24 protein-coding genes are annotated in these 25,284 nt (G+C 53.0%); 10 read left to right on the plus strand and 14 right to left on the minus strand.

Annotated elements, in window-relative coordinates; genetic code table 11:
• Positions 1–34: 34 nt before the first annotated feature.
• The 7 genes from AWR27_RS09345 to AWR27_RS09375 all read right to left on the minus strand — a co-directional run bounded on the left by AWR27_RS09345 (position 35) and on the right by AWR27_RS09375 (position 8,129).
• On the minus strand, positions 35–1,246 hold the full coding sequence (locus AWR27_RS09345) for a pyridoxal phosphate-dependent aminotransferase (RefSeq protein WP_077133905.1): 1,212 nt from the start codon (positions 1,244–1,246) through the stop codon (positions 35–37).
• Between the two features lie 106 nt (positions 1,247–1,352).
• A complete protein-coding gene (locus tag AWR27_RS09350; RefSeq protein WP_077130925.1) occupies positions 1,353–2,360 on the minus strand; it encodes an MBL fold metallo-hydrolase in 1,008 nt (335 codons plus the stop codon).
• 106 nt (positions 2,361–2,466) lie between these two features.
• On the minus strand, positions 2,467–2,949 hold the full coding sequence (locus tag AWR27_RS09355; protein ID WP_232326020.1) for a methylated-DNA--[protein]-cysteine S-methyltransferase: 483 nt from the start codon (positions 2,947–2,949) through the stop codon (positions 2,467–2,469).
• 14 nt (positions 2,950–2,963) lie between these two features.
• Complete coding sequence (locus AWR27_RS09360; protein WP_077130927.1) at positions 2,964–3,374, minus strand: response regulator; 411 nt, start codon at positions 3,372–3,374, stop codon at positions 2,964–2,966.
• The gene (locus tag AWR27_RS09365) at positions 3,340–4,554 is read right to left on the minus strand and encodes a sensor histidine kinase (protein WP_232326021.1); all 1,215 of its coding nucleotides are present in this window, start codon (positions 4,552–4,554) and stop codon (positions 3,340–3,342) included. The genes AWR27_RS09360 and AWR27_RS09365 overlap by 35 nt, the downstream gene beginning before the upstream one ends.
• Positions 4,555–4,591: 37 nt before the next feature.
• Complete coding sequence (locus AWR27_RS09370) at positions 4,592–6,769, minus strand: S9 family peptidase (protein WP_077130929.1); 2,178 nt, start codon at positions 6,767–6,769, stop codon at positions 4,592–4,594.
• A 124-nt stretch (positions 6,770–6,893) separates the two neighbouring features.
• The gene (locus AWR27_RS09375) at positions 6,894–8,129 is read right to left on the minus strand and encodes a PQQ-dependent sugar dehydrogenase (protein ID WP_077130930.1); all 1,236 of its coding nucleotides are present in this window, start codon (positions 8,127–8,129) and stop codon (positions 6,894–6,896) included.
• Positions 8,130–8,352: 223 nt separating this feature from the next.
• On the opposite strand from AWR27_RS09375, the gene epsC reads away from it, so the two are divergent.
• Positions 8,353–9,171 (plus strand): serine O-acetyltransferase EpsC, encoded by an 819-nt coding sequence (epsC, locus tag AWR27_RS09380; protein ID WP_077130931.1) that lies wholly within the window; start codon positions 8,353–8,355, stop codon positions 9,169–9,171.
• Positions 9,172–9,188: 17 nt separating this feature from the next.
• Entirely contained in the window at positions 9,189–10,061 is an 873-nt protein-coding gene (locus tag AWR27_RS09385) for a YitT family protein (RefSeq protein WP_077130932.1), read from the plus strand.
• On the opposite strand, the gene AWR27_RS09390 is transcribed toward AWR27_RS09385, so the two are convergent.
• The 5 genes from AWR27_RS09390 to AWR27_RS09410 form a co-directional block, all read right to left on the minus strand.
• Positions 10,058–10,921, minus strand: coding sequence for an SDR family oxidoreductase (locus AWR27_RS09390; RefSeq protein ID WP_077130933.1), 864 nt, complete (start codon positions 10,919–10,921; stop codon positions 10,058–10,060). The genes AWR27_RS09385 and AWR27_RS09390 overlap by 4 nt on opposite strands.
• A gap of 45 nt (positions 10,922–10,966) precedes the next feature.
• Positions 10,967–11,608 carry a DsbA family protein gene (locus AWR27_RS09395; protein WP_077130934.1) on the minus strand — a complete coding sequence of 214 codons (642 nt, stop codon included), beginning with the start codon at positions 11,606–11,608 and terminating at the stop codon, positions 10,967–10,969.
• A 17-nt stretch (positions 11,609–11,625) separates the two neighbouring features.
• Entirely contained in the window at positions 11,626–12,219 is a 594-nt protein-coding gene (locus tag AWR27_RS09400) for a TetR/AcrR family transcriptional regulator (RefSeq protein WP_077130935.1), read from the minus strand.
• A gap of 145 nt (positions 12,220–12,364) precedes the next feature.
• On the minus strand, positions 12,365–13,120 hold the full coding sequence (locus tag AWR27_RS09405) for an SAM-dependent methyltransferase (protein ID WP_077130936.1): 756 nt from the start codon (positions 13,118–13,120) through the stop codon (positions 12,365–12,367).
• Between the two features lie 37 nt (positions 13,121–13,157).
• Entirely contained in the window at positions 13,158–13,625 is a 468-nt protein-coding gene (locus AWR27_RS09410) for a redoxin domain-containing protein (protein ID WP_077130937.1), read from the minus strand.
• A 153-nt stretch (positions 13,626–13,778) separates the two neighbouring features.
• Here AWR27_RS09410 and AWR27_RS09415 point away from each other — a divergent pair, with 153 nt between their 5' ends.
• The gene (locus AWR27_RS09415; RefSeq protein ID WP_077130938.1) at positions 13,779–14,699 is read left to right on the plus strand and encodes an ROK family protein; all 921 of its coding nucleotides are present in this window, start codon (positions 13,779–13,781) and stop codon (positions 14,697–14,699) included.
• Between the two features lie 9 nt (positions 14,700–14,708).
• On the opposite strand, the gene AWR27_RS09420 is transcribed toward AWR27_RS09415, so the two are convergent.
• Both AWR27_RS09420 and AWR27_RS09425 read right to left on the minus strand, forming a co-directional pair.
• On the minus strand, positions 14,709–17,357 hold the full coding sequence (locus AWR27_RS09420; protein WP_083732802.1) for a TonB-dependent receptor: 2,649 nt from the start codon (positions 17,355–17,357) through the stop codon (positions 14,709–14,711).
• Positions 17,358–17,519: 162 nt separating this feature from the next.
• The gene (locus tag AWR27_RS09425) at positions 17,520–18,278 is read right to left on the minus strand and encodes an SOS response-associated peptidase (RefSeq protein WP_077130939.1); all 759 of its coding nucleotides are present in this window, start codon (positions 18,276–18,278) and stop codon (positions 17,520–17,522) included.
• A gap of 131 nt (positions 18,279–18,409) precedes the next feature.
• Here AWR27_RS09425 and AWR27_RS09430 point away from each other — a divergent pair, with 131 nt between their 5' ends.
• From AWR27_RS09430 to AWR27_RS09460, 7 genes are all read left to right on the plus strand, one after another.
• The gene (locus tag AWR27_RS09430) at positions 18,410–18,997 is read left to right on the plus strand and encodes a pyridoxamine 5'-phosphate oxidase family protein (RefSeq protein WP_232326022.1); all 588 of its coding nucleotides are present in this window, start codon (positions 18,410–18,412) and stop codon (positions 18,995–18,997) included.
• Positions 18,998–19,063: 66 nt separating this feature from the next.
• On the plus strand, positions 19,064–19,489 hold the full coding sequence (gene parS, locus AWR27_RS09435) for a type II RES/Xre toxin-antitoxin system antitoxin (protein ID WP_077130941.1): 426 nt from the start codon (positions 19,064–19,066) through the stop codon (positions 19,487–19,489).
• The gene (locus AWR27_RS09440) at positions 19,486–19,944 is read left to right on the plus strand and encodes an RES family NAD+ phosphorylase (RefSeq protein ID WP_083732803.1); all 459 of its coding nucleotides are present in this window, start codon (positions 19,486–19,488) and stop codon (positions 19,942–19,944) included. Before parS ends, AWR27_RS09440 begins: the two co-directional genes overlap by 4 nt.
• Positions 19,945–20,018: 74 nt before the next feature.
• Positions 20,019–22,139: an outer membrane protein assembly factor BamB family protein gene (locus tag AWR27_RS09445; RefSeq protein WP_077130942.1), complete on the plus strand. Its 2,121-nt coding sequence runs from the start codon at positions 20,019–20,021 to the stop codon at positions 22,137–22,139.
• Entirely contained in the window at positions 22,136–22,993 is an 858-nt protein-coding gene (locus tag AWR27_RS09450; protein WP_077130943.1) for a sterol desaturase family protein, read from the plus strand. Before AWR27_RS09445 ends, AWR27_RS09450 begins: the two co-directional genes overlap by 4 nt.
• A 449-nt stretch (positions 22,994–23,442) precedes the next feature.
• Positions 23,443–23,862 (plus strand): hypothetical protein, encoded by a 420-nt coding sequence (locus tag AWR27_RS09455; protein ID WP_077130944.1) that lies wholly within the window; start codon positions 23,443–23,445, stop codon positions 23,860–23,862.
• A 205-nt stretch (positions 23,863–24,067) separates the two neighbouring features.
• Entirely contained in the window at positions 24,068–24,952 is an 885-nt protein-coding gene (locus AWR27_RS09460) for an Rpn family recombination-promoting nuclease/putative transposase (protein ID WP_077130945.1), read from the plus strand.
• The last annotated feature ends 332 nt before the right edge of the window (positions 24,953–25,284 follow it).

Below are 25,284 nucleotides of genomic sequence, written 5' to 3' on the forward strand. Positions count from 1 at the left end.
AAATTTTTGTGACCAGCGGTGAACGCCCCTACCCCTACCGCCGGTGGTTTTCGAGGCACTGCGCGATACGGTCGAGTGCCACGGTCAGTTCATCGACGGTGGGCAGGCACACGATACGAAAATGATCGTTAGCGACGTAGTTGAAGCCCGTTCCGGCTACCACCAGCACCTTCTGCTCAGTCAGTAGTTTCAACACAAAATCCTGATCGTCAACAAAGTCAAACTGTGTCAGGTCAATTTTTGGGAAGATGTACAAAGCTCCTTTGGGTTTCACGCACGTAATGCCCGGAATAGCCACCATGCGCTCCCAGGCCAGCATCATCTGCCGGTAGAGCCGCCCTGTAGGCAGCACTAAGTCGTTGATACTCTGATAACCACCGAGTGCGGTTTGAATAGCATACTGAGTTGGCACGTTGGCGCAGAGCCGCATACTCGCCAGCAGCGTCAGTCCCTCGATGTATGATTTGGCCCGGTGCCGCGCTCCGCTCAGAATCAGCCAGCCCCCCCGAAAACCAGCCGCGCGGTAATTTTTCGACAGCCCCCCCATCGTAATACAGAGCGTGTCGTTTACCATCTTCGAGATCGGGTAATGCACATTGTCGTTGTACAGAATCCGGTCGTAAATCTCGTCGGAGAACACAATCAGCTTGTGCCGTTCGGCAATACGGGCGATGCCCTCCAGCGCGGCTTTGTCGTAGACGGCACCCGTAGGGTTGTTGGGGTTTATGACGACAATGGCTCGTGTGCGGGGGGTGATTTTGCGTTCGAGGTCGGCCAGATCGGGATTCCAGTCGGCGGCTTCATCGCAAACATAATGTACGGGTTTGCCGCCACAGAATGCCACAGAAGCCGTCCAGAGTGGGTAGTCGGGTGTGGGAATCAGCACTTCGTCGCCTTCATTGAGCAACGCCTGCATGGCCAGCATAATAAGCTCGCTGACACCATTTCCAATATAAATATCGTTGATGGTAATGCCAGGCAGGCCAATGTTCTGGGTATAGTGCATCACGGCTTTGCGGGCAGCAAACAGCCCCCGCGAATCAGAATAGCCCTGTGCATTGCGAATGTTCAGGATAATGTCGTGAACGATTTCGTCGGGCGCGTCGAAACCGAAGGTTGCGGGATTGCCGATGTTCAGGCTGATAATCTTGTATCCCTGACTTTCGAGTTCGAGCGATTTTTCATAGATCGGGCCCCGAATGTCGTATTGCAAATGGGTTAAGCGGTCGCTTTTCTGAATGTCCATACCGGGTACTTCCACACTGGATACTTGCTCGCCGGGCAAATCAACCACTGGCACGTCTGTGTCAACTAATTCCATGCCGTAAAATTACACAATATCCGGGCCGATTTTACTTCCCGAAGGTCATGGCCCGGCCTTCCTGCGGCACGATGAAGCGGCTGGCTGGTACAAAGCGGGCATCCAACGCTTTTTTCAAATCGTCGGCGGGTTCGGTCAGGCCATCGTCGCCCTGTTGAAAAGTACCAAAATGAATACCTACGGCATGTTCGGCATTGAGGTCGAGCAGGGCCTGAACGGCTCCCTCGGGCGAGACGTGAACAGGAGCCATAAACCACTGCGGGCGGTACGAACCAATAGGCAGCAAGGCCAATTCAATAGGACCGTATCGCGTGGCGATATCCTTGAAATGAGGACCGTACCCGCTGTCGCCACAGAAATAGGTTGTGCCAAATGAGGTATGCAGCAGATAGCCCACCCAAAGCGTTCGGTCGCGGTCGCCCATGCCCCGGTTACTGAAATGCCGGGCCTGCGTACAGGTCAGCGTTAGCTGGTCATTAACGCGTAACGTATCGTTCCAGTCGAGTTCGCGGGCAACGCGGGCACCAGCCTTTTTGGGTAGATACGACACACCGAGGGGCGTTACGAACAGCGGGTTGAAGGCTTTCACCAACCGCCGAATCGTGGGCAGGTCAAGATGGTCGTAGTGCAGATGACTGAGTAACACCACGTCGATAGGCGGTAATTCATCAAAGCGCAGCCCCGGCGGGCGTTTCCGCTTCACGCTCAGCCAGCGGGTCGGCCCGACAAAATCTGACCAAACCGGGTCGGTCAGAATATTGAGTCCGTTGGTTTGCAACAGAAACGTTGAATGATTTACAAACGTAACCACTAAGCTATCGCCCTCCACCCGCGCAGCCGGGCGCGGACCAACAAAGGCGTTGGGCTGTTTGGGCCACGCGCCTTTGTCGCGGTGTAGCAGCCATTCCCAAACACTTGCTGACCGCTCAGGGGCGTTGGGGTTACTGAATTTTTTGCCGTTGAAGTGGTCGGTGATAGGGCCACGATAACGCGGGGCGCAGGAAGCCATTAGCATCAACAAGACAATAAATCGCTGCATTCGTAAAAAGATTTTGTTGCGCAGAGAGATACGCGCTGATTTATTGGCTTCTCCGTGCATCTCTTTTCGCTCTGTGTATCTCTGTGTAATAACTAAATTTTACCCGTCAAAACAAACGCATCTGCCCCGGTGCAGCCTTGCCAGACGCAATGCCTTCATGTTCCAGCAGCCATTGTTTGCGCCAAAGGCCGCCTGCGTAGCCCGTCAGCGAACCGTCGGAGCCGATGATACGGTGGCAGGGTACAACAATCCAGAGCGGATTTTTGCCGTTCGCAGCCGCCACCGCCCGAATCGCTTTTTCGTCGCCCAATCGCCGAGCCAGGGTCAGATACGACAGCGACGTACCGAACGGAACCTCCAGCAGGGCATGCCATACGCGCTGCTGAAAGGGAGTACCGGCAGGATTTAGCTTAAAATCAAACGTTTGGCGCGTACCGGCGAAGTACTCGGTTAACTGGGCGATGGCTTGCTGAACGGGTTCGGGAAGATTGTCGGGCGAAGTTGATTCGGCAGGTTCGTTCAGGCACGCAATGACCGACACGCCCGCATCGTCGCCCGTGATACGCACTGTTCCTACCGGAGAAGTCATGTACGCAGTCATCGCTATTCAGGGAAATATCTGGCAACAATTTCGGCCAATATGCCGGTAGTCAAGGGTTTAGCATAGTAGCCCCTCACTACCTCAAAAGCCGCAGCCTGCCCCCGGTCGGCGGGATTTATTGACGTCGTAAGCATCATCACCAAAACAAGGCTTTTCAATTCTTCGGGCAACCTGTGGTATTCCTCCAAAAACTCGAACCCGTTCATACCGGGCATGTTGATGTCGAGGAAGATAACGTCGGGGCGTTCATAATCAGCGGCTTCCGGCTGTGCCAGATAGCGCATAGCGGCCATACCGTTTTCGGCAATACGCACCGTTTCGCACAGGCCCGATTCCGTGATAACAAGTTGGTGGTAAAAATTATCGTCGGGATCATCGTCAATCAACAGGATGCAATGAATTGGTTTGGGCATAATGCTGAACGGTTTTTATTTCTTTTGGTATGGTCAGATAGAAAGTTGTGCCAGCACCGGGTATACTGGTAAGCCAGATTTGTCCCCCATAAATGTCGATTACTTTTTTGCAGGTTGCCAGACCAATGCCCGTACCAGGGTACTCATTGCGCCCATGCAGTCGCTGAAAAATCTGGAATACCCGCTCATGATACTGTGGCTCAATACCAATGCCATTGTCGGCCACGGCAAACTGGTACGCATCGCCCAGATCGGTAGCCTGAATGCTCAATTTGGTGGGCACATCGACACGTCGGTACTTTAACCCGTTGGTAATCAAGTTCTGGAACACCTGTTTCAGATCAGTGCGATGCGCTGTCAGCACGGGCAACGGGCCAACCTCTACCGTTGCATTGGCCGTTTCTATATCATCCTGATGTTCAGTCAGAATTTCGGCAACGAGCTGATTCATATCTACCGGCTGAAATTCCGTAACTGATCCCACCCGTGAGAAATCAAGCAAATCGTTGATAAGGATGCGCATTCGTCCGGCAGCCGCCGTAGACGTGTCAATCAACCGCTGGGCATCGCCATCTAACTGATTACCGTATTTGGTTTCGAGCAGTGTCAGGTAATTGACAATCGTTTTCAGGGGCGACTGAAGGTCGTGCGAGGCTACGTAGGCGAACTGCTGAAGCTCCTGATTGGAGCGGGCCAGTTCCTGCATGGCCTGCTGCCGAAACACCAGTTCGCGGTCAAACTCACGCGAGGTTTTCAACCCTACGGCTTCGTTGAAATACCGAATCAGGGCAATAACGGTTGCTACTGATACTACGCCCGTCAGAAACCGGATAAAGGCACTGAAGCGGTAGGCCGGCCACCAGAACATCATGGCATCGAGGAGATGCGTAGCTCCGCAGAGCAGGATAAACGCGCCAAACAGGACAAAAACACCGGGCAGCGGTACTCCTTTTTTAAGAACAACAAAGCGAATCAGAATCAACGGAATCGCCATGTAAGCCAGCCAGATTGTTAAGTCCGAAACAATATAAAGCCAGCCGTGAAAGTCGGTCCAGCGGCCACAAAACCAGCGCGGGGGCCAATCATTCGTTTGAAAAAGACGCTGAAAAAAATCGATAAGCTGTTCCATGAACGCGAGCGCAAAACCACTTCGTTTCGTTGGTGGAGTTGGGTGAGTCAAAGTTAATCACATTTTAAACGATAGCGTGTACTATCGTTTACTTCGTTGCCGTTGAGGAACGGTCGGATGCCAACAGGTATTTCCCGAAGAATACATCGAGTGCCTTGTAGGTCTTTACCCAATTTTTATGCAACAGAAAACTATGCACGTCGTCGGGAAAAATCAGCACTTCGGTAGGTACGTTGCGGGCGCGGAGTTTCTGAACCAGATCAACCGTTTCGGCAAACGTTACATTGCGGTCGTCGTCGCCGTGAACGAACAAACAGGGCGACCGCCAGAAGTCGAGGTTATGATTCGGCGACGATTCGAATGCTACTTTCATGTCGGCCTCGCCAATGCCCCAGCCGCCCCCCGGCGAAAACATGTTACCCCGCCACGACCAGTCGTGAACGCCGTGCAGATCGACGCCAGCCGCGAACAGGTCGGAGTTGCGGGCCAGGCCCATTGCCGTCAGGTAGCCACCATACGACCCGCCCCATAACCCGATGCGGAGGGGGTCAACGTCGGCACGGTTCTGGAGATATTTAGCACCAGCCAGCACGTCCTGATACTCCGACGCCCCGCGCGGCCCCTGTTTGTCGGCCCGCCGAAACGCCCGCCCGTAGCCAATGCCGGCCCGAAAATTCACCGACAACACCACGTATCCCTGCGAAGCTAAATATTGATTCATGGCGTAGGCATTGGCGTAGTAGCTGCCCCGGTAATGCCAGCCCAGCAGCATCTGTCGCATGGGGCCACCGTGGAGGAAAATCAGGCCGGGGTGACGGGCAGCCGAGGTTTGCCGGGATGGCGGGGGAAGAAAGAGTTGGGCGTGAACGGTGGTGCCATCGGCAGCTTTCAGGATTACCTGCTTAGGTTCGACCAGTGCGGCTGTCGGAAAACGTTGGGCATCGAAGTCAGCAGGTTGCGGAAACAGGGTTGTTTCGCGTGGTTCGCCCAATTTCCGGTAAGCAATACCCGTACTGCGGTTCCAGCCTGCCGAACGATAGAAAAGCCGGTCGCCCACCAGCACAGGGTCGGTTTCGATACCGGTGCCGGGCGTCAACAGTTCGGGTTTCCCTGACCCGTCGGTGCTGACCCGCCAGATGTGTCGCCGGTCTATATCGAGCGTATCATTGGCCGGATTATTTGCGCTGAAATACAGCGTTTTGCCATCAGGCGACAGGCAGGTTTCTTCGGCTTCGTAGTGGCTGCTGCCATCGGCATTACCCGTTACATTGCGGGGTTGTCCGGGCGAGTCGGGCGACAGGGCATATACGTGCATCCAGCCTTGATGTTCCGAAAAAAACAGGAGTTGATTGGCCGCTGTCCAGCGCAGTGGTTCGGCGGGATAATACTGGGCAAATCCACCATCGTCGGCGGGCGAGTGCCACAGTTCGCGGCCTTCGCCAGTGGCAACGTCGGCTACCCAAACGGCAAATCGATTGCCGCCCATGATGTTTTCCAACTCGCCATGCCGCTGCCCCGGTTGCCGCAAAAACGCCACCCGCTTCCCATCGGGCGACCATACCGGTGTCTTGTCGCGGTCGACGTCCGGAGCCAGCCACGTAATGGTACGCTCCGCCAGCCTGTATACGCCAATCAGGTTATGATAGCCCCGATTGCTCACAAACAACACGCTGCTGCCATCGGGCGACCAATTTGCGTCGGACAGAAAGCCCCGCGCCGAAAATAGTTTGGTTGGTACGCTGTTGTTTTGCCCGTTGCGTTTGGTTTGGTTCGTTACCAAATCAGCTACCATCACCTGTCCGCCCTGCATAAACAGTAGTTGATTTTCGCTGGGCGAAAACGTCGGATGGCTACCCGCACCAATTCGGCGCGGCTGACCGTTGCCATCCACGGCAACAACATACACGGCCTGTTCGGCACCGGCGGGGTTGCTGGTCGGGTTGGGGCTAACACCCTCCCGATTCTTGCCGCTTCCACGCACATAAGCCAACTGCCTGCCATCGGGTGAGAAGCAAAATTCGCTGAAGTCCTGCCCATCGTCAACTGTCTGGCTCGTGAGTTTCCTGGTTTTGTTGCTGGTGGGCGTATAGACATACACGTTCCGGACGCCTTCGGTTGTACTGACCCACACCACATGGTCTGAACCGGCAGTCAGATTCGAGCAGTAGGGTGCTGATAGAACATCATCAATAGAAAAACGGGCGGGAGTCTGGGCGTCTGCGCGATAAAAGAAGAGGAGAAGAAACAGTATAACGGCGCGTTTCATACAGAACAGGGTTTGCTGTTCCAAGATACTATTTAAACGCAGAGTTACGGAGGCTGACAGAGAGACCGCAGAGAAAAAACTTTGCGGCCTCCGCGTTAGCCTCTGCCACGCTGCGTTTAAAATCTCACTCAGAAACGATTTTTAAAATCTTGCCGCCGTAATCGCAGATAAAGAGTTCGTTATTCTGGTCTTCGCCAAAAGCTGAGATGCTGCCTGCCCGGTTGATAAGCAATTGATTAGCGGTTTTTCGTCCCCCAGATTCACTCAACGCCCAGAGCCGACCGCTGCCGAAATCACCATAAATATATTTGCCCCGCAACGACGGATTGGCTTTACCCCGGTATATCACACCCCCCGTTACCGAATTTCCATCGGCCCCATGACTGTATTCATGAATAGGATCGATGAGCGTTTCATCGGGTTTGGGGTCGCGGTTGTTAAACGGCTCGTTGGCTTCGCGGATACGCCAGCCGTAGTTCCCCCCTTTCGTGACGATGTCGATTTCTTCTATTTCGTTCTGCCCCACGTCGCCGGTCCAGAGTCGGCCACGCTCATCAAAACTAAATCGCCACGGGTTGCGCAGTCCCCAGGCATAAATCTCTTCCCGCAGGCCGTCTTTATTGCCCGCAAAGGGGTTGTCTTTCGGGATACCGTAATTGCCTTTTTGCGTACTGTTGACGTCAATACGCAGGATTTTGCCAAGCCACGACCGTTTGTTCTGTCCGTTATTCTGTGGATCACCCCCGCTGCCACCATCGCCCGTGGCTACGTACAAAAATCCATCCGGCCCAAACGCCAGTTTACCGCCGTTGTGGTTCGAATAGGGTTGCTTAAACGTAAACAGAACCACTTCCGACACCGGGTCAACCTGCGTGGCATTCGCCGAAGCGACCTTAAATCGGCTTACCACTGTCTCGCGCGGACTGTCTTTCGTGTAGTTTACGAAGAAATAGCCGTTCTGTTTAAAATCGGGGTGAAAAGCCAGTCCCAGCAGGCCCATCTCACCACCGTATGCCACTTTTTTACGAATGTCGAGAAACACGGGTGCCGAGGTCGTGTTCGGATTGTTATCAACGACACGAATGCGTCCGGCCTGTTCCACAACGAAGACACGGTTAGTACCGTCGTTTGCGTATGTGTATTCGACTGGAGCCTCGAATGACAGTTTTGGGTACGCATTTACGGCCTTAACGGTTGATTCTGCTGCTTTTTCGGGTATTGAAACATTTCCTATAACCGATGCCTGATCTGGTGTGCTTGCCGGTATATCTTCGTCCGCACAGAAAGACGCCAGCAACCAGGCGAACCCGGCAGTGGCGACCAGCGAAACGAGAAGGATTCCAATAGTTTTGCTTAACATGGCTATTCAATAGACTGTTGTTCACTAAATCCTAAACAAACCTGAGACCAAATTTGACAGCCGAACTTTACGGTACGTTATTTGTTCCTGAATCAGTATAATACGTTGTTCATTTCGCGTTATTTGTTTAGCGTATCAATCACGACCTGTTGGTTCATTTCCTCATTCTGGGGCAACGTTTCCACTACCGGCATTATCAGCTACAGCATCGGCCAATCTGCATATGACCTTCGCCACAACTACGTTTCTCGATCATCTGCTCAATCAGCGGGCGCAGTATCGATACAAACTGCCATCGCGGCCCGATGCCGGGCGGTTTATCGACCAGCTTATGCGGCTGCTGTTTCCCGTAACGCAGGACTGTCAGTCGGCTTCGCAACAGGTCGAAGAAACCTACAATCGGCTCAACGAGCAGTTGGTATGCCTGTTTCGCCCCCTCGCCGATAACCTGCCCAGCCGCCCCGAAGATATTGCCGACCGTTTTTTCGACAACCTGCCTGCCATTTACGAGCGGCTGCTGTTAGACGCCCGCGCCATTGCCAGCAACGATCCGGCGGCTGTCAGTCTGGAAGAGGTTGTGGCCGTGTATCCAGGTTTCTACGCTATTGCCGTGTACCGGATTGCTCATCAGTTGCTGCACCTCGACGTGCCGCTGCTGCCCCGGATGCTGACCGAATACGCTCACAGTCAAACGGGTATCGACATTCACCCCGGCGCGCAGATTGGCCCGTCGTTTTTCATCGATCACGGCACAGGGGTAGTTGTTGGCGAGACAACGATTATTGGCGAGAACGTAAAAGTCTATCAGGGCGTCACGCTGGGAGCTACGCACGTTGCCAAGTCGATGGCCCAGAAAAAGCGGCACCCAACCATCGAGAACAACGTAGTAATCTACGCGAATGCTACCATTCTGGGCGGCAATACGGTGGTGGGTCACGATTCGGTGATTGGTGGCAACGTCTGGCTGACAGAGAGCGTTGAGCCGTATTCCTTAGTTTATAATCAGCACCAGACCGACGTGCGGTCTAAAAAGACTGAATAGATAACCTGTTATTTCTGATGGCCGAGCGCAGCAAGTCGCCTAATCGCATTATCAAAGATACCATCCTGATTGTGGCTGGGGCATTAAGTGCAGGGCTGGGGCTGGAAGGGTTTCTGTTATCGAGCCGGTTTATCGATGGGGGCGTTACGGGCATATCCATGTTGCTGGCCGACCTGCTCCACCTGCCCTTAGCCATTCTATTGGTGGTAATCAATCTGCCTTTTATTCTGCTGGGATACAAGCAGTTCGGGCGATTATTTGCCCTCAAAAGCGCGGCTGCCATTGGTGGCCTGTCGCTCTGTCTGACGTTCATTCCTTATCCCGACATCACGCCCGATTTGCTGCTGACTGCTGTTTTTGGCGGCTTTTTCATTGGCCTCGGCATTGGGCTGACCATGCGGGGCGGGGCAGTGCTCGACGGCACCGAGATTGCGGCTCTACTCATAAGCCGGTCGAACCTGCCCGTAAAAGTAGGTGATGCCATTCTGCTCATGAACGTGTTTATTTTCAGCGCGGCAGCCTTTTTTCTGGGCATGGACCTGGCGTTGTATTCCATGATTACCTACTTCGCGGCTTCTAAAACCGTCGATTTTGTGATTCACGGCATCGAGCAATACACCACTGTGCTGATTATATCGCAACAACACGAAACGTTGCGTACCCGCATCATTGAACAAGGCTGGGGCGTTACGGTGCTGAACGGCGAGCAGGGCTACGGCAAACAGGGCCACCGACAAAATACGGTTCGGGTGTTGTATGTGGTTTTAACCCGCCTGCAACTCAGCCGCTTGTTGAGTATCATTAACGAAGTGGATGCCAGCGCGTTTGTTATTCAACATAGCGTTGACGATGTAACGGGCGGCAAAATAAAAAGTCGGCCCCTGCACTAAAAGGTGAACCGAGTCCATTCGTCAATAGTAAGTTTAGGCTTGCCAAGCTCGGCCCAGGTTTTTTCGGCTTCAAAGACTTCGGGGTATTTGTTGAGTGCTTCGCCAATGTGCCAGCCGTAGCTTGCCTGAGCCGAAAATGGCGAACCTGCTTTAAGCAGAATCGGCGGAATTGTTACGACGCGCAGCTTTTCGTTAGTATGGACCCGCGCAAACCGTTCGGCGGCTTCGGTTTGTGTAATGGCTTCCGGTCCCTGAATCACGTATTCCTGGTTTTGGTCCTGCCTAACTATCTGCAATGCGCTCACTACCTGACTGCCGTAATCGTGGGCCGAAATATACCACGGCTTCACGGGCGACTGCCCCAACAGCAGTACAAACCGTCCCACGCGCTGCGTCTGATTTATTGAATCCATAAAACACGACGGGTAAAAGATGCTGTAGTCTAAACCCGATGCTTTAATGAGTTCCACCGCCTGCTGCTTTACCCGAAATACCCACCAGTTGAAGCCGTTTATGCCCTGATACCGCATCACCAGCGACGATAGGTAAGCCACCCGGCGAACGCCCGCCTGTTTGCCCGCTGCCAGCAGATGACGCATGCCATCCGTTTCGGTGTGAAAATCGCCCGGTTTCTCGGTTTGCCTGACCGATAAGTTCAGGTAAACTGTGTCGACCCCGCTCAGAGCGGTGTGCAGACTTTCGGGTTTCCGCAGGTCGCCAAATACCACCTCGACCTGCGGGAACAGTTGCTTGGTTTTTGCCACGTCGCGGGCAATGATGCGCACCTCGTATCCGGCCCAGATAAGTTGGTTCGTGACCGGCTGACCGATCATGCCAGTTGCCCCTATAATAGCAAGCATTGTCTCTTAAATGCGATGTCCACTGCAAAATGGCCCGTTCGGGCGTTATTCAGGAGAATTGAGCGCGCGCTTTACGTTGGCTTCGAGGGCATCGTAGGGCAAATACCCCCGCGCTACCTGATACAGTTTATCCCCGGTATCGACAATCACCGATGGGAAACCGTTGATACCGTATTGCGACACCAGATTGAACTCAGCCCAGGTTTGTTCTTTGATGGCCGCATCGGAAACGTGGGCCACAAACTCGTCGGGGTCAATACCGAACGGCTCAACCAACGGCCCATAATGAGCATCGACGTTCAGATCGACGCCGTCGTAATAGAGAGCATGTTGCAGGGTGCTGGCAAACAAAACGGCCTGATCGGGGCTGATAGCTTTGAAAAGTGTCATCGCCATACCGGGCTTCTCGGAGTCGGACAGGTAGGTGCCTTTTGCCAACAGTCCGTTCAGGTACGCATCGCCGAACCGAACGCCCGTATGATCTTCCACGGTTTTGTACGCCTGCTGAATATACCCCATCGATTCTGATACGGGCCGAACCCGCGTGCCAGTCATCATGCCGCCACTCAACACGTCGAAATCAGCCTGATCACCGTAGCTGGCGTAGAGTTGACGGATTACCGGGCTGAAGCCGTAACACCACCCGCACAGGGCGTCATAAACATAAATAATTCGGGGACGAGACATTTATTCGTAAAAAGTGTTTACCGCAGGCCGCGTACAAATCGGCGCATGGTGTCGCGGAAAATCTGTTCCGATTTCTCTAAAGGCTGTTCCTCTTTCAGCAACATCGCCATTGAGATCAGCCCATGCGACACCGACCACCACTCAAAATAGAGCTGCCGGATACTATCCTGCGATTTGGGGATAAACGAAAAAATAGCCTGACTTACTAACTTACCAACGTCCTGCGTAGCACCCGACTGGTAGACAGGCAACGAGCAGAAAGCACCATCGAGGTTATACATCACCTGGTAACTTTCGGGGTGTTCGACAGCAAACGTCCACAGGCTGACCGACATTTCGTATAACCGCTTTTCGGGATCGCGATAGAGCTTCAGAATACGCTCATATTCGGTGTGCAGGTGACGAAAACCCTCATCGCGGATTTCGGACAGCAATACGTCTTTGCTATCAAAATATTCATACACGATAGGTGCACTATAGTCAATGGCATCGGCAATTTTGCGAATTGAAACGGCCTGCCAGCCCTCACATCGGGCAATAGTTTTAGCCGTACACATGATGCCAGAGCGGACTTGGTCGCGTGACCGCACTTTTCGCTCAAGACTTTCCATACAGTTTGTTGCAGTTAGGTAGCAGTTAACGGTGTTATACTGGCTGAAAACTACGGATTTATGCTTACTTATTAAAAAAATACCATGTATTTATTTGAATTTTTTATCTAAGCAACTTTCAGGGAAGGTCCGCCCTGAAAGTTGCTTAAGACCGTTCGGCAAGTATCCACACACCTTCATCACCAAGTTCATACGGTTCGCCGTCAACAGTGCCATAGCAGGTTATCACTGATAAGCCCGCTTCCGTAAACAGCCGACAAAGTTCGGCCAGTGTGTACACATAATGCTGGGCGGTACGATGCTGTACAATGCCATTCTGCACGTAAGTCAATCGCGACTCGATGCGGCTTTCGAGCGGGTGGTATTCATTCTCGACCAGAAATAAAAAATTATCGCCAACGGGTTGCCAGTTGCGAACCTGATAGTCGGGCAATACCGATTCGGCTACCATTTCGGTGTGCGCCAGAAACCGCCCGCCCGGCTTCAACCGTTCGGCAATACGGGTTAGAAAAGTTACCATATCAGCTCTGGGAAAAAAGCTGAAGCTATTGCCTAAGCAGTAAGCCGCATCGAAGGCAGCCCGGTGTGCCAGTGCCTGATCGGGCAAGGTGGTAAAATCCCCTAACACAGCCGTCAATGCCAGCTTTTCGGTGTCTGCCGCCCGGCTTAATTCAGCAATGTACTCGTCCGAAATATCAACGCCAACCACCTTTGCGCCCATACGCGCCAGCGGGAGCGCGTGCCGGCCATAGCCACAAAAGACATCGAGCAGTTGATCGCCGGGGCCAAATTCAAGCGTTTCGACCAGTAGTTCAAGATCGAGTTGCGTCTGCTCGTCGGTTTGGGCCGCTTTCCAGGCCGTTTGTGGCAATCCATGAAAAAAGTCGTGATACCAGGCCATTTCATGTTTAGTATCGTTTATCACCCATCACTCATCACTACTTCAGCTTTGTCAGCGTTTCCTGGATGGCCTGGAAATTAGGCACTTCGCCCGCATTGTCGAGGACTTCGGCATATTGTACAACGCCGTCGCGGTCAATAACAAAAGCCGAGCGTTTGCTGACGCCTTTAAGATTGAAAACGAACGTTTCGTAAATCGAATCGTAGGCGGTCGATGCCTCTTTATTGAAATCTGACAGCAGCGGAAACGGCAGATTTTGCTCCTCGCGGAATTTGGCAAGCGTAAACGGCGAATCGACCGAAACGGCGAGAATATCGGTGTTCAGACCAGCATAGGTGCTGATGCTGTCGCGCATTTCGCACAGTTCGGCGGTGCAAACACTGGTAAACGCCATCGGGAAAAACAGCAAAACCACATTTTTGCCGCGATAATTCTGGAGCGACACTTCCTGTTTGTCGCTGCTAAACAGCATGAAGTCAGGAGCTTTTTGTCCGGGAGAAAGCATAGAAATTTATGAGATAGATTCGGTACACTGTTCGAGTTGCTCTGCCTGAGCGACAGAATGTGCGTACAAAGGTACGGTTGCGTATTTATAAAAATCGTAAATCGTGCCTTATAACCGGGCGGGCATCCCCGTCATAAATTTATACATCCATCCATGCAAACGTTTTGGGGCATCGACCTGGGCGGTACTAAGGTCGAGGGCGTAGTGTTGGCGGCTCCATCGCCAGAAGCTGTTTTACTGCGCAAACGCATTGATACAGAAGCTCATAAAGGCTACGATCACATCATAAGCCAAATTATCCGGCTCATCGACCTGATGAAAGCAGAAACGGGTCTGACACCCGAGCGCGTTGGCTTCGGCACACCCGGCACGTTCGACCCGGCCCGGCTGGTCATGAAAAACTGTAATACGACGGTGCTGAACGGCAAGCCCATGAAGCAGGATTTAGCCCGGCGGCTGGCTGTTCCGGTTGAAGTTGCCAACGACGCCAACTGTTTCGCGCTGGCCGAAGCTACAATGGGCAGCGTGCCGGTTACTGCGCCAAATTTTCAGACCATGTTTGGCGTCATCATGGGTACGGGCGTTGGTGGTGGCGTAGTGGTTCGCGGACGCGACGGCGTGCCGTTCGTGCTGAATGGCCTACAGGGCATCGGGGGCGAATGGGGCCATAATATTCTCGAAGAGAACGGATTTCCGTGCTATTGTGGCAAACGCGGCTGTACCGAGCAGGTGCTTTCCGGCCCGGCTCTGCAACGATTTTACCACGAAAAAAGCGGCCAACAGCGCACCATGAAACAGATCATGGAGCACTATGCCGCTGGCAACGATCCAGCAGCCAACCAAACGGTAGATCGGCTGCTGGAGTATTTTGGACGGGGTATTTCAACAATTATCAACGTGCTCGACCCCGATGTAATCGTGCTGGGCGGGGGCGTCGGCAATGTCGATCTGTTGTATACAGAAGGCGTAGAACGGGCTAAAAAATATGTCTTCAATTCGGGCAACCTAAGTACCAGATTTCTGAAGCCCAGGCTTGGCGACAGCGCGGGCGTATTCGGAGCCGCGCTATTGTAAGGCGAGTGCTTAACGGGGTCGGCGACTACCGCCCGGTGCGCCACCGGCGGGTGCATTGCCCCCACCCTGCGGTTGTCCGCCACCGCTGTCGCTCCCTTCGTCTTTAAGGTCGTTTTCGTTGTTACGTCCCCGCTGCCGTTGGGGCTGATCGAAGCTGAGCTTGCCAAGCCGGTAGCTGAAATTCACCCGGACACCTGCGTTGTAGAGGCTCGTCAGGCTGCTTTGGCTCAGCAACGGCGTTTGTGTTTCAGAGCGGATGCGGAATGGGTGGTTGAAGAAGTTTTCACCCGCAATGCCAATGCTTCCGCGCTTGTCTTTAAAGTCTTTTTTAACACCCAGGCTGTAGAAGGCAAACCCGCCCTGATACCCCTGCAACTGCACCTCGCGGCCCCGTATAAAACTGAAGCCCGATACGCCCCAGCCGTTTTTCAGCGTCAGGTTGGTAAACAACCGGCCCGACACGACCCATCCCGAATTACTGGCCTGATAGGCTGGGTTAGGGCTATTATTGGTCAGTATGGCGTAGAATACATCAACACCCCCGCCAATCTGCCATTTTGAGAACAGGGTGGCGTTTCCGAAAATATTAGCACCCACCGCTTCTTCGCGGCCAATGTTCAGGAAAAACGTGCGAATCGGGCGCGGCAGCGACGGGTTCGTAACTTCGCCGGTGCTATTGGTGATCGTGTCGCGTACACTGGTGATCGAATTGTTGGTACGCCGGTAGAAAAGCGTGGTGTTAACGTAGACGCTTTTAACATAAGCACTGGTGCCAAGCTCAACATTGTCGGTTAGTTCGGGCATCAGCAGCGGGTTTCCCTGGGTGATGTTGGTGGGGTTGGCCGCGTTGGCGTTCGGATTCAGAAAGCGCAGACCGGGCCGCTGCAACCGGCGGTTGTAAGCCAATTTAACGGTTCGGCCCCCTTTCAGCGTCTTCGAAATGTTTATGCTCGGCACCAGATTCCCGTAATTGGGTATGCCCAGGTCTTCACCGGCTCCCCCACCCAGTTCGCCCGGCTGACTCAATTTATAAAACGCCCTGATGGTTGTGTACTCATACCGCGCTCCGGCTTTGATGGTATACTTGTTTTTGGTCGAGAGCGTGTACGACAAATAGCCGGCAGCAATGTTTTGGTCATAATTCAAGGTATTGGCCGGTCGATTCGGGTCGGTTTCCAGTGGGCCATTACCCGCAGCAAACTTGTAGCCAAACGCACTTTCTACCTGCCGGAAAATACCTTTGCCGCCAAATTCAACCAACTGATTTTTGCCAATAGGCGTCTGATAATCAGCTTTTATCGTTGTTTCCTGATTGTAGCTTTCGTTCAGGTTCTGCTGCCGGGCAATAATAGACGCCCGGTCGCTGTAGTTGAGAATATCAGCCGTGAAATCATTGTTACGATTGTTGCGGCTGTACTGCGCCGACACGCTGAACTCGTGTTGCGGCTTGTACGTCTTCGTGTAGTCAAGATTGGCATCGACCGTTCCCGACAGGTCTTTGGTCAGCACGTCGCGCAGGTTATAGACCGGGAAATACGGGCCGGTGGATTTTGTCAGAAAGTTGGTTTGATCGACGATGTTGTTGCGGGTTCCGTAGCGCAGGCTGGCCGTGATAGCACTCGTCTTTGAGATGTCATAATCCCAGCCGAGGGTATACTGCCCAAACATACCCCGGTTCAGCGTGTTGGCCGACTGTTCGGTAAACGCAGTGCCTACGCGCTGGGTGTTCTCGAACTGACCTCGAACGTTGTAATTGGCCCGCCCGAAACCACTGAGTGAAAAGCCCATTTTACCCGTCCGCAGGTTGCCGTTCAGGCCGAGGTTGGCTCCCCGGTTGCCTACGCCCGTATCGAGGTTGAGCGTAAAGCCCTGCAATGTATTTTTCTTGGTAACGATATTGATAATCCCGGCTGAGCCTTCGGCGTCGTATTTAGCTGATGGGCTGGTAATTACCTCTACCGTCTTGATCATATCTGCCGGAATCTGCTTCAGCGCATCGGCTACGCTGCTGGCAACAATTGTGCTGGGTTTATTATTGATCAACACCTGTACGTTCTGGCTCCCGCGCAGGCTCACATTTCCGTCAAGATCAACTGTCAGCAGCGGAACTTTGCGCATTACGTCGGCAGCATCACCCCCTTTGTTGGTGATGTCTTTATCGGCGTTGTACACAATACGGTCTACTTTTTCTTCGACGATTGACGCCTGCCCTACCACTTCAACTTCTTTCAGCGTTCGGATGTCGGCAGCTAACTTCACCTGACCCAGATTTACGTCGCCCCGGCGGTCGAGTTTTACGCTCGACAGGGTGCGGTTCCGGTAGCCAACAAATGAAATCAACACCTGAAAATCGCCTTGTGGGAGTTTGGTGAGCGTGAAGCGGCCCTGATCATCGGCTACGGTGCCGTCGATAGGTTTTTTAGTTGTCGGATCAACAAGGGCAATGCTGGCGAATTCGACGGGTTTGTTGGTGGCCGAGTCGACCACAACGCCGGTTAGTTTGGCGTTGCCGCGTGGCGAATTGTCGGTACTGGTGCCGGGGATAGCGGCAGGCGGCTGTTGTCCTCCGCCCGGTGCGCCCGGAAACTGGGCCAGGGTTATATGTGCTGACGACAGCGCAATTGTACCAAAAAACAAGAACAGTAATGGGTTTTTCATAAGCGATCTAACAAGCAATCAGGTGTTAGTAGTATAAACGGTTGAAGCCGAATATGTTCCCGGAAAAAGACAACTTTGTTGACCAAAATTCGTGCTAAACGCATGTAGCGGCCCGGAATACTACATAAACGGCCCGCCAAGTTGACGAACGGCCCCGATTACTTAGGTAAAAAGCTCTGGGTGCTGAGCCAGTTCTGGATAAATAGCCGGTTCGAGTACTGTCGGCACGTCGCTCGGTTCGGTGCGCGAGGTAATGCGTTTACTGATGCTATGACTGTGCATTCGTTCAGCCGGATAAGGTGCCGACAGCAGTTCAACTACCTCTTTTTCAGACAGATTTTCGTGCAGCCAGGCGTATTCCTGTTCGGGCGTGAGCAGGCAGGGCATTCGTTTTTTGGTGTTGTGAATAGCCGCCAGCAGCGGGTTTGCATCGGTAGTTAGCAGCGTATAAGTCGGGATGAGTTCGCCCGTTTTAGTCGGGGTCGCGCCCGACTCAGGCCATTCGTCCCATAAACCCGCAATAGAGGTAATGTTCTGGTCGATGGCGTTGATGTAAAACGGGTATTTTTTCTTGCCTGTAGTGTACCACTCGAAGAAGCCCGTAACCGGAATCAGACACCGTTGGCCTTTTTGGGCGGCAGTTCGGTACGACGGCTTTTCGTAGATGGTTTCTGAGCGGGCGTTGATGGTTCGGGTGCGGATTTCGGCGGCATCGCCGGGCGATTTGACCCAGTGCGGAATCAGGCCCCATTTCATCAACTGCAACTGACCCGGTTGTTGCCGCGTCACAATGGGCCATGCCGGAAATTCGTAGGCATTAGCGTGATATACCGGCTGAAACCGTTCGGCTTCGGGCATGGTGGCGTCGTAGCGTGTTTGCAGGTCAGCCGCCGTAACGTTGAGCGATTTGTGATAACACATTTTTTAAGTTGTAGGGTTGTAAGGTTATAGAGTTGTACAGTTGCCGGGTCCGTTCAGGATAGTTTGTTTTCAGCATGCCAACCCTACGACCATACAACTCTATAACCCTGCAACTTTCTAACTTCTACTCTGTGAATTCATTAAACGATCTGGAACGCGACGCATGGCTCTGGCTGACGTCGGCCCCTAAACGTAAACGCGACGGGTTCAAAACAATGACGCTTGCCACCCGAACTCTCGACGGTGTCAATGCCCGAACGGTGGTGCTGCGGAAAGCCGATGCCGACGCTAAAACACTCTGGTTTCATACCGACGTCCGCTCCGACAAAGTAGGCGAACTGAGTCGTCACCCGAAGGCCACGCTGCTTTTCTGGGACAACCGGCGGCAGATACAGCTCCGGCTCAGCGTGACCACGGCACCCCACACCGACGATGCCATTGCCAGCGAACACTGGGCCGGTTTGTGGGTTGGTGGCCGCAAAATGTATTTATCCGAGCACATGCCCGGACTCCCCTACCCCGAACCCTATCCCGGCTTCCCGGCGCAGTTCGGCGAAAACCTGCCCACCGAAGCCGAAAGCGAAGCCGGGCGCAACAACTTTTTAGTGGTTGAATGCCGGGTACTAACAATGGACTATCTGCACCTGAGCCGGGCCGGGCAAACCCGCGCCAGATTCCGGTATGAGCCGTTTCCGGGCATGGAATGGTTGGTGCCGTGATGGAAAGTTGCATAGCTTATTCTCGTCAATTGTCGTTACATTTACGACAATTGACGAGAATAAGCTATGCAAACCAGCAACATTAACGCGTATCTTGGGCTTACCAACGCGCAACCCATCCGGTCGACCTACGATCTTGTGCTACTCAGTAGGCAAGGGATTACCAAAAAAGCGGTTGATACGCTTGCTCAACGGCTGTCGATTCCATTGCCTGTTTTGTTCGACGTTCTGCATGTTTCGGCCCGTACCTGGCAGCGGTATACTAACGACAAGCTTTTGCCACAGAACGTGACCGAACATGCATTGCTGCTGGCCCGGCTCTACGACCGGGGCGAGCGCGTTTTTGGCGATTTAGATCGATTTAAAGCGTACATGACGCACCCTATCATTGCGCTGAATGGCAAACGGCCCATCGATTTGTTAGATACTACGTTTGGCTTTCAGCTTATTCATGACGAAATCACCCGCATTGAACACGGCGTATTGGCATGATCGATGTTTTTCGGATTACCACCGGCCCGTATGCCAATGATCTGAGCGGCACCGGAGCTAAATTAGTGGGCGGACGCTGGAACCGACCGGGCATTTCCGTACTGTATACGAGCAGTTCGCGGGCGTTGGCAACGCTGGAAGTGTTGGTACACGCACCGATTTTTGCAGTGCCGAAAGACTATTTTGTATTGACTATCAGACTGCCGGAAGACAGTATGCAAACCGTTCCTGCCGATCATCTTCCCGACGGATGGGACGCTACACAACCGCCCGAATCAATCAAAGACATTACTGAAGAATGGATTCGGGAAGGTCGTTTTTTAGTGTTGAAAGTACCGTCGGCTATTGTATTGCATGAGTACAATTATTTAGTTAATCCGGCTCATCCACGTGCGTTGGAGGTCTACACGCTTGACAAACAACCGTATCGCTTCGACCCCCGTTTAATGCGGTAACACTCGGCTGGGGCAGCATAGAATTGCACAAATAGCGGATTTATTGGTAACTTGTCGGTTCGTTACCATCCGCTATGAAACGTTTCCTTCTTCCGCTTGGCACAATGGCTCTGCTGGTTTTCGGCTGGTCGCAGTACCGCCAGAACCTGACCGATGACAAACCCAACGACTATACCAACTGGAGCGAGTACCTCGGCGGTCCCGACCGCAGCCACTACTCGGCTCTGACGCAGATTACGCCCGAAAACGTTGCCCAGTTACAGGTAGCCTGGACGTATACCACTGCCGACAGCGGGCAGATTCAGACCAACCCGATCATTATTGACGGAGTGCTGTACGGCGTAACACCTACGGTTCAGGCGTTTGCGCTCGATGCCGCTACAGGTAAAGAAATCTGGAAGTTTGGCGACCCGCTCAAGGTCTGGCACAGCACCAGCCGGGGCGTTGCCTACTGGCAGGACGGTTCCGACAAACGAATCCTGTACACGGTTGGTCCGAAGCTCTACGCCCTCGATGCCACGACCGGCAAGCTCATTTCCGACTTTGGCGAGCATGGAGCCGCCGACCTGCACGCGGGTCTGGGCGAATCGGCTAAAGACAAATTCGTGATCTCAAACACCCCCGGCACTATCTTCGATGACCTGATTATCATGCCGATGCGGTTATCGGAAGGAGCCGATGCCGCCCCCGGCTACGTGCAGGCGTTCAACGTGCGGACGGGTAAATTAGCCTGGACGTTCCACACCATTCCGCGACCGGGCGAGTACGGTTACGAGACATGGCCCAAAGATTCATACAAAAACACCGATGTGGGCGCGGCCAACAACTGGGCGGGTATGTCGGTCGACCGTAGGCGGGGTATTCTGTATGTACCGACCGGCTCGGCAGCTTTCGATTTCTACGGCGGCAATCGCAAGGGGCAAAACCTGTTTGCCAACTGCCTGCTGGCACTGGATGCCCGCACCGGCAAACGACTCTGGCATTTTCAGGCCGTTCATCACGACATCTGGGACCGCGACTTTCCGGCTCCGCCCAACCTCCTGACCGTGACGCACAATGGCAAGCGAATCGACGCCGTGGCCCAGATCACCAAATCGGGCCATGTCTTTGTGTTCGACCGGGTCACGGGCAAGCCACTGTTTCCGATCAAAGAAACGCCCGTCCCCAAATCCGACGTGCCGGGCGAAGAAGCCTGGCCCACACAGCCGCTGCCCCTGCGTCCGGCCCCGTTTGCCCGGCAGACGTTCGCCGAAAAAGACCTCAACCCGTATTCTACCGATCTCGATTCGCTAAAGGTACGTTTCCGCAAAAGCCGAAATGGTGTTTTTCAGCCGCTTAGCAAAGAAGGTACGTTTATTTTTCCGGGTCTCGATGGCGGGGGCGAATGGGGCGGTGCCGCCACCGACCCCGACGGCATTCTATACGTAAACAGCAACGAAGCGGCCTGGCTCATTGCCCTGCGCGAAGCCCCCAAACAAGACGAACTGGCACACCTCAGCCCCGGCAATCGGCTCTATACGCTCAACTGTTTAGCTTGCCACGGAGCCGACCGCAAAGGCAACACGGCCAGCGGCTACCCGTCGCTGGTAAACATCGGCCAGAAACGCGACCGCGACTATGTGCAGCAGCTTATCAGCAACGGAAAAGGCATGATGCCCGGTTTCACGCAGCTTTCTGCCGACGACAAACGGGCGTTGGTGGCGTTTCTGTTCGGCGATGAAAAGCAGGAAGTAGGCGCGGCTGAGTCGAAAGTCAGTAAAGTGCCGTTTGTGCCGTACAAGATTTCGGGCTACAACAAGTTCTTAGATAGTAAAGGCATGTCGGGGATTGCGCCACCGTGGGGAACACTCAACGCCATCGACCTCAACACCGGTAATTATCTGTGGAAAATTCCGCTCGGCGAAGAACCCGAATTAGCCGCCAAAGGCATTCGGAACACCGGCACCGAGAATTACGGCGGACCGGTTGTTACGGCCAGCGGGCTGCTGTTTATTGCCGCCACCAAAGACGAAAAATTCCGGGCGTTCGACAAGAAAACAGGCAAACTACGCTGGGAAACGACGCTTCCGGCGGCTGGTTTTGCTACCCCGGCCACCTACCAGGTAAACGGGAAACAATACGTAGTGATTGGCTGTGGCGGAGCGAAATTGGGGGCTAAAAAAGGGAATCAGTACGTTGCATTTGCTTTGCCATGAGAGATTTGATTCAATACGCCATTCCGGGCTTTGTTGTGTTGCTGGTAGCCGAAGTGCTGGTAACGGCGCATCAGCAAAAAGATTATTACGACGCCAAAGACACCGCCAGCAGTTTGGCGATGGGTATCGGCAACGTGATTGTGGGGCTGGTGGGCAAAGTTATTGTGTTCGGTGCCTATTCGTTCGTGTACCAGTTCCGGCTGTTCACCATCGACATGAGTCAGTGGTGGGCATGGGTGATGCTGTTCTTCGCCGACGATTTCAGCTACTACTGGTTTCACCGCATCAGCCACAGCAGCCGCTACTTCTGGGCCTCGCACGTGGTGCATCATTCGTCGCAGAAGTACAACCTCGGCACGGCCCTGCGCCAAACCTGGACGGGTGCGCTCACCGGCGCGTGGGTGTTCTGGCTCTGGATGCCGCTGCTGGGTTTCTCGCCCGTGGCCGTCATGACCATGCAGGCCATCAGCCTGTTGTACCAGTTCTGGATTCATACCGAACTAATCGACAAACTCCCCGCCCCCATCGAGTTTGTGTTCAATACGCCGTCGCACCACCGCGTACACCACGGCTCCGACCTCGATTATTTAGACAAAAACCACGCCGGTATCCTTATTATCTGGGATCGGCTTTTCGGCACCTTCGCGCCCGAAAAACAACGCCCTACCTACGGCCTGACCAAAAATATCGACTCATACAACCCCGTCCGCATCGCCTTCCACGAGTGGACCGACATCCTGCGTGACCTACGCCGGGCCGGTTCGTTCCGCAACGCCCTCGGCTACCTCTTCGGCCCACCCGGCTGGAGCCACGACGGTAGCCGCAAAACCACGAAGCAACTGCGGGGCGAGTGAGAAGATTTAAACCTTTACTACCGTTTAGTCAATTCGGAGTTAAATAGTATGAATATGCATGTCTCTTTCTCGCATACTCTACTGGCGATTCTTATGATTGTGATAGCATAGTACAATTCAACAGTCGTTGAATTCATGCAGGAGTCGCTAATCAGTAGGATCAACATTAACCTACTGATTTTGAAAGAGTTAATATTAAGCGAGTTTACGTACAATGAGTAGTTGGGTGGTGCCAAACAGCGAGTGCTTCAAAGTCCGGCTTCCGTGCGACAAGGGGGCCGTCCCCAGACCAGGCGGTTTTGGCTCGTTAGTCAGCTTCGTTCGACACGAGAAACGCCCCGGTTGAGGCAGTCAAAAAAGTGCATATGCCACGTAGCGTTCGACAAAGGGAACTCTTTGATAAACGTACCAAAAGCTGTTATAAATCAAGTCTCTAATTAAATCCAAGAATGAGTTTTCAAAATCTTCTTGCCACACTTACCGCTTTAGGGCTTGGGGCTATTTTGACGAAGTTTTTTGAGTATGCTTCTGACAGGCAAAAGACGAAAGAACAAACTAAGCATGATTTCAAACAGACGCGCTACAAGGCAATTATTCTACTGATGTATTCATTGCTGGATTTTGAGAAGCAGAATAAAATGCTTCAGCAAAACAACCGGCATTTCACGGATAAAACGGAGCTATGGGAGGAGCTAAAAGCGGAGTGGACGAACATGACTTTGTATGCCTCAGACAATGTCGTTAGAGCCATGAAACAGTTTTTACGAGAGCCAACCCTTGATAGCTATAACGTAACGACACTTGCTATGCGAAAGGACTTGTACAACATCAAGACCAAACTCACTCTTGAAGATTTACGGTTAGATTGATGGGCAGGCTGTCCGGCGACAGGTTGCACGTCCCGAAACAAGGTTTAAGCTCCCAACGCGACGGGGGGTGTAAATGTCTCGCTTCCCTATCCATTAGCCACTGCGGGCGTTGGGCGAATAGTCCAAACAGTGCTTCCCTGTCCAGCGTTGGGCGGCAGGTTGCCAACTGCTTCGGTAGTTGTCGCTTTTGCGGTAACTTTACCGCATGGACTTGTACAATGACAACGAGCGGTTTATTTCCATTCTTTCTGATTACGGTTTTAAAGTAACTTTCGGCAATGAGTCCGATACGAGGTTTTTGCGTAGGGCGTTACAGGCTCTGATTCAGTCGCCGGCGACTATCACGCAGGTTGAGTTTATCGAAAGCGAGATTCCCGGACTGACCCGCGACAGTCGCAGTGGTGTTTACGACCTTGCCTGTGTGGATGAGCGGGGAAACCAGTTTATCGTTGAGATGCAGTTGAGCAAGTACCCCGACTTCATTCAACGCATGAAATTTTATTCGTTTTATCGGTTAAACACACTGGTTCGTAAAGGCAAATACAAGTTTGAGGGCTTACCAAGGATTTATTGTATTGGCATTTTGGCTTTCGATATTTTTCCCCACGTTGGCGATTATCATAACGTTGCGATGCTGAGAAACGAAAAAGGCGAACTGATTGACGACCAGACAACGTTTATTACGGTAGAACTGGCTAAATTCAAAAAGCGGTTAGCCAATGTACAAACCGACCTTGACAAACTGATTTATACGATGAAAGCGACCCACAAAGCAACCAAACCCAAACAGTTTCCGCAGTTCTGGAACGAGGAGTGGTTAGAAGCGGCCATCAAGGAGTTGGACACCAGACAGATGACGCCGGAAAAGCGAATGGCTTACGAGATGACGCTTTCAGCTAATGCACTGGCTGTTGAGAACGAAAACCGGAAAATTGAGGAAGCGGAAGAACGTAGAGAGAAACTTGTAAAAACTGAAACTGTCACAAAAGCCTTGAAACGCGGTAAGCTCACAATTGAGGAAATTGCCGAAGACAGTGGTGTTAGTGTCGATTTCGTTTTAGAAATTCAGCGCGGCCTTATCAAAAATTAGTAAGTCAGGTCTTCGGCAACAGGGTGCAGGCCGTAAGATCAAGGCTCGTACCACACCATCCTCCCGGCGCGTTGGATGCATCGGCTATAAGTGCTTCCCTGTCCAGTGTTTGGCGGCAGGTTGCCAGCCGCCCCGGTAGTTGTCGCTTTTGCGGTAATCTTACCGCATGGACTTGTACAATGACAACGAGCGGCAACGTAAAGTCAATAAAGCGTATATCGTAAACACAGACTAAAATCAGTATCTTGAAGCTTAAATGGCACAAAACCTGTTAACAGCCGATGAAAACCGTCCTACTTGCATTCTTAACGTTGTCGGCCTGTACAGGATGG

The organism is Spirosoma montaniterrae, assembly GCF_001988955.1.
GTDB lineage: Bacteria > Bacteroidota > Bacteroidia > Cytophagales > Spirosomataceae > Spirosoma > Spirosoma montaniterrae.

What these genes read in the sequence shown, in the direction of transcription:
- AWR27_RS09410 (WP_077130937.1), bottom strand. Translation starts at nt 13,625, where the DNA reads ATGCTTTCTCCCGGACAAAAAGCTCCTGACTTCATGCTGTTTAGCAGC.
- AWR27_RS09375 (WP_077130930.1), bottom strand. Translation starts at nt 8,129, where the DNA reads ATGTTAAGCAAAACTATTGGAATCCTTCTCGTTTCGCTGGTCGCCACT.
- AWR27_RS09405 (WP_077130936.1), bottom strand. Translation starts at nt 13,120, where the DNA reads ATGGCCTGGTATCACGACTTTTTTCATGGATTGCCACAAACGGCCTGG.
- AWR27_RS09370 (WP_077130929.1), bottom strand. Translation starts at nt 6,769, where the DNA reads ATGAAACGCGCCGTTATACTGTTTCTTCTCCTCTTCTTTTATCGCGCA.
- AWR27_RS09440 (WP_083732803.1), top strand. Translation starts at nt 19,486, where the DNA reads ATGATCGATGTTTTTCGGATTACCACCGGCCCGTATGCCAATGATCTG.
- AWR27_RS09345 (WP_077133905.1), bottom strand. Translation starts at nt 1,246, where the DNA reads ATGGACATTCAGAAAAGCGACCGCTTAACCCATTTGCAATACGACATT.
- AWR27_RS09415 (WP_077130938.1), top strand. Translation starts at nt 13,779, where the DNA reads ATGCAAACGTTTTGGGGCATCGACCTGGGCGGTACTAAGGTCGAGGGC.
- AWR27_RS09455 (WP_077130944.1), top strand. Translation starts at nt 23,443, where the DNA reads ATGAGTTTTCAAAATCTTCTTGCCACACTTACCGCTTTAGGGCTTGGG.
- AWR27_RS09390 (WP_077130933.1), bottom strand. Translation starts at nt 10,921, where the DNA reads ATGCTTGCTATTATAGGGGCAACTGGCATGATCGGTCAGCCGGTCACG.
- parS (WP_077130941.1), top strand. Translation starts at nt 19,064, where the DNA reads ATGCAAACCAGCAACATTAACGCGTATCTTGGGCTTACCAACGCGCAA.
- AWR27_RS09460 (WP_077130945.1), top strand. Translation starts at nt 24,068, where the DNA reads ATGGACTTGTACAATGACAACGAGCGGTTTATTTCCATTCTTTCTGAT.
- AWR27_RS09385 (WP_077130932.1), top strand. Translation starts at nt 9,189, where the DNA reads ATGGCCGAGCGCAGCAAGTCGCCTAATCGCATTATCAAAGATACCATC.
- epsC (WP_077130931.1), top strand. Translation starts at nt 8,353, where the DNA reads ATGACCTTCGCCACAACTACGTTTCTCGATCATCTGCTCAATCAGCGG.
- AWR27_RS09395 (WP_077130934.1), bottom strand. Translation starts at nt 11,608, where the DNA reads ATGTCTCGTCCCCGAATTATTTATGTTTATGACGCCCTGTGCGGGTGG.
- AWR27_RS09350 (WP_077130925.1), bottom strand. Translation starts at nt 2,360, where the DNA reads ATGCAGCGATTTATTGTCTTGTTGATGCTAATGGCTTCCTGCGCCCCG.
- AWR27_RS09450 (WP_077130943.1), top strand. Translation starts at nt 22,136, where the DNA reads ATGAGAGATTTGATTCAATACGCCATTCCGGGCTTTGTTGTGTTGCTG.
- AWR27_RS09400 (WP_077130935.1), bottom strand. Translation starts at nt 12,219, where the DNA reads ATGGAAAGTCTTGAGCGAAAAGTGCGGTCACGCGACCAAGTCCGCTCT.
- AWR27_RS09425 (WP_077130939.1), bottom strand. Translation starts at nt 18,278, where the DNA reads ATGTGTTATCACAAATCGCTCAACGTTACGGCGGCTGACCTGCAAACA.
- AWR27_RS09355 (WP_232326020.1), bottom strand. Translation starts at nt 2,949, where the DNA reads ATGACTTCTCCGGTAGGAACAGTGCGTATCACGGGCGACGATGCGGGC.
- AWR27_RS09445 (WP_077130942.1), top strand. Translation starts at nt 20,019, where the DNA reads ATGAAACGTTTCCTTCTTCCGCTTGGCACAATGGCTCTGCTGGTTTTC.
- AWR27_RS09420 (WP_083732802.1), bottom strand. Translation starts at nt 17,357, where the DNA reads ATGAAAAACCCATTACTGTTCTTGTTTTTTGGTACAATTGCGCTGTCG.
- AWR27_RS09360 (WP_077130927.1), bottom strand. Translation starts at nt 3,374, where the DNA reads ATGCCCAAACCAATTCATTGCATCCTGTTGATTGACGATGATCCCGAC.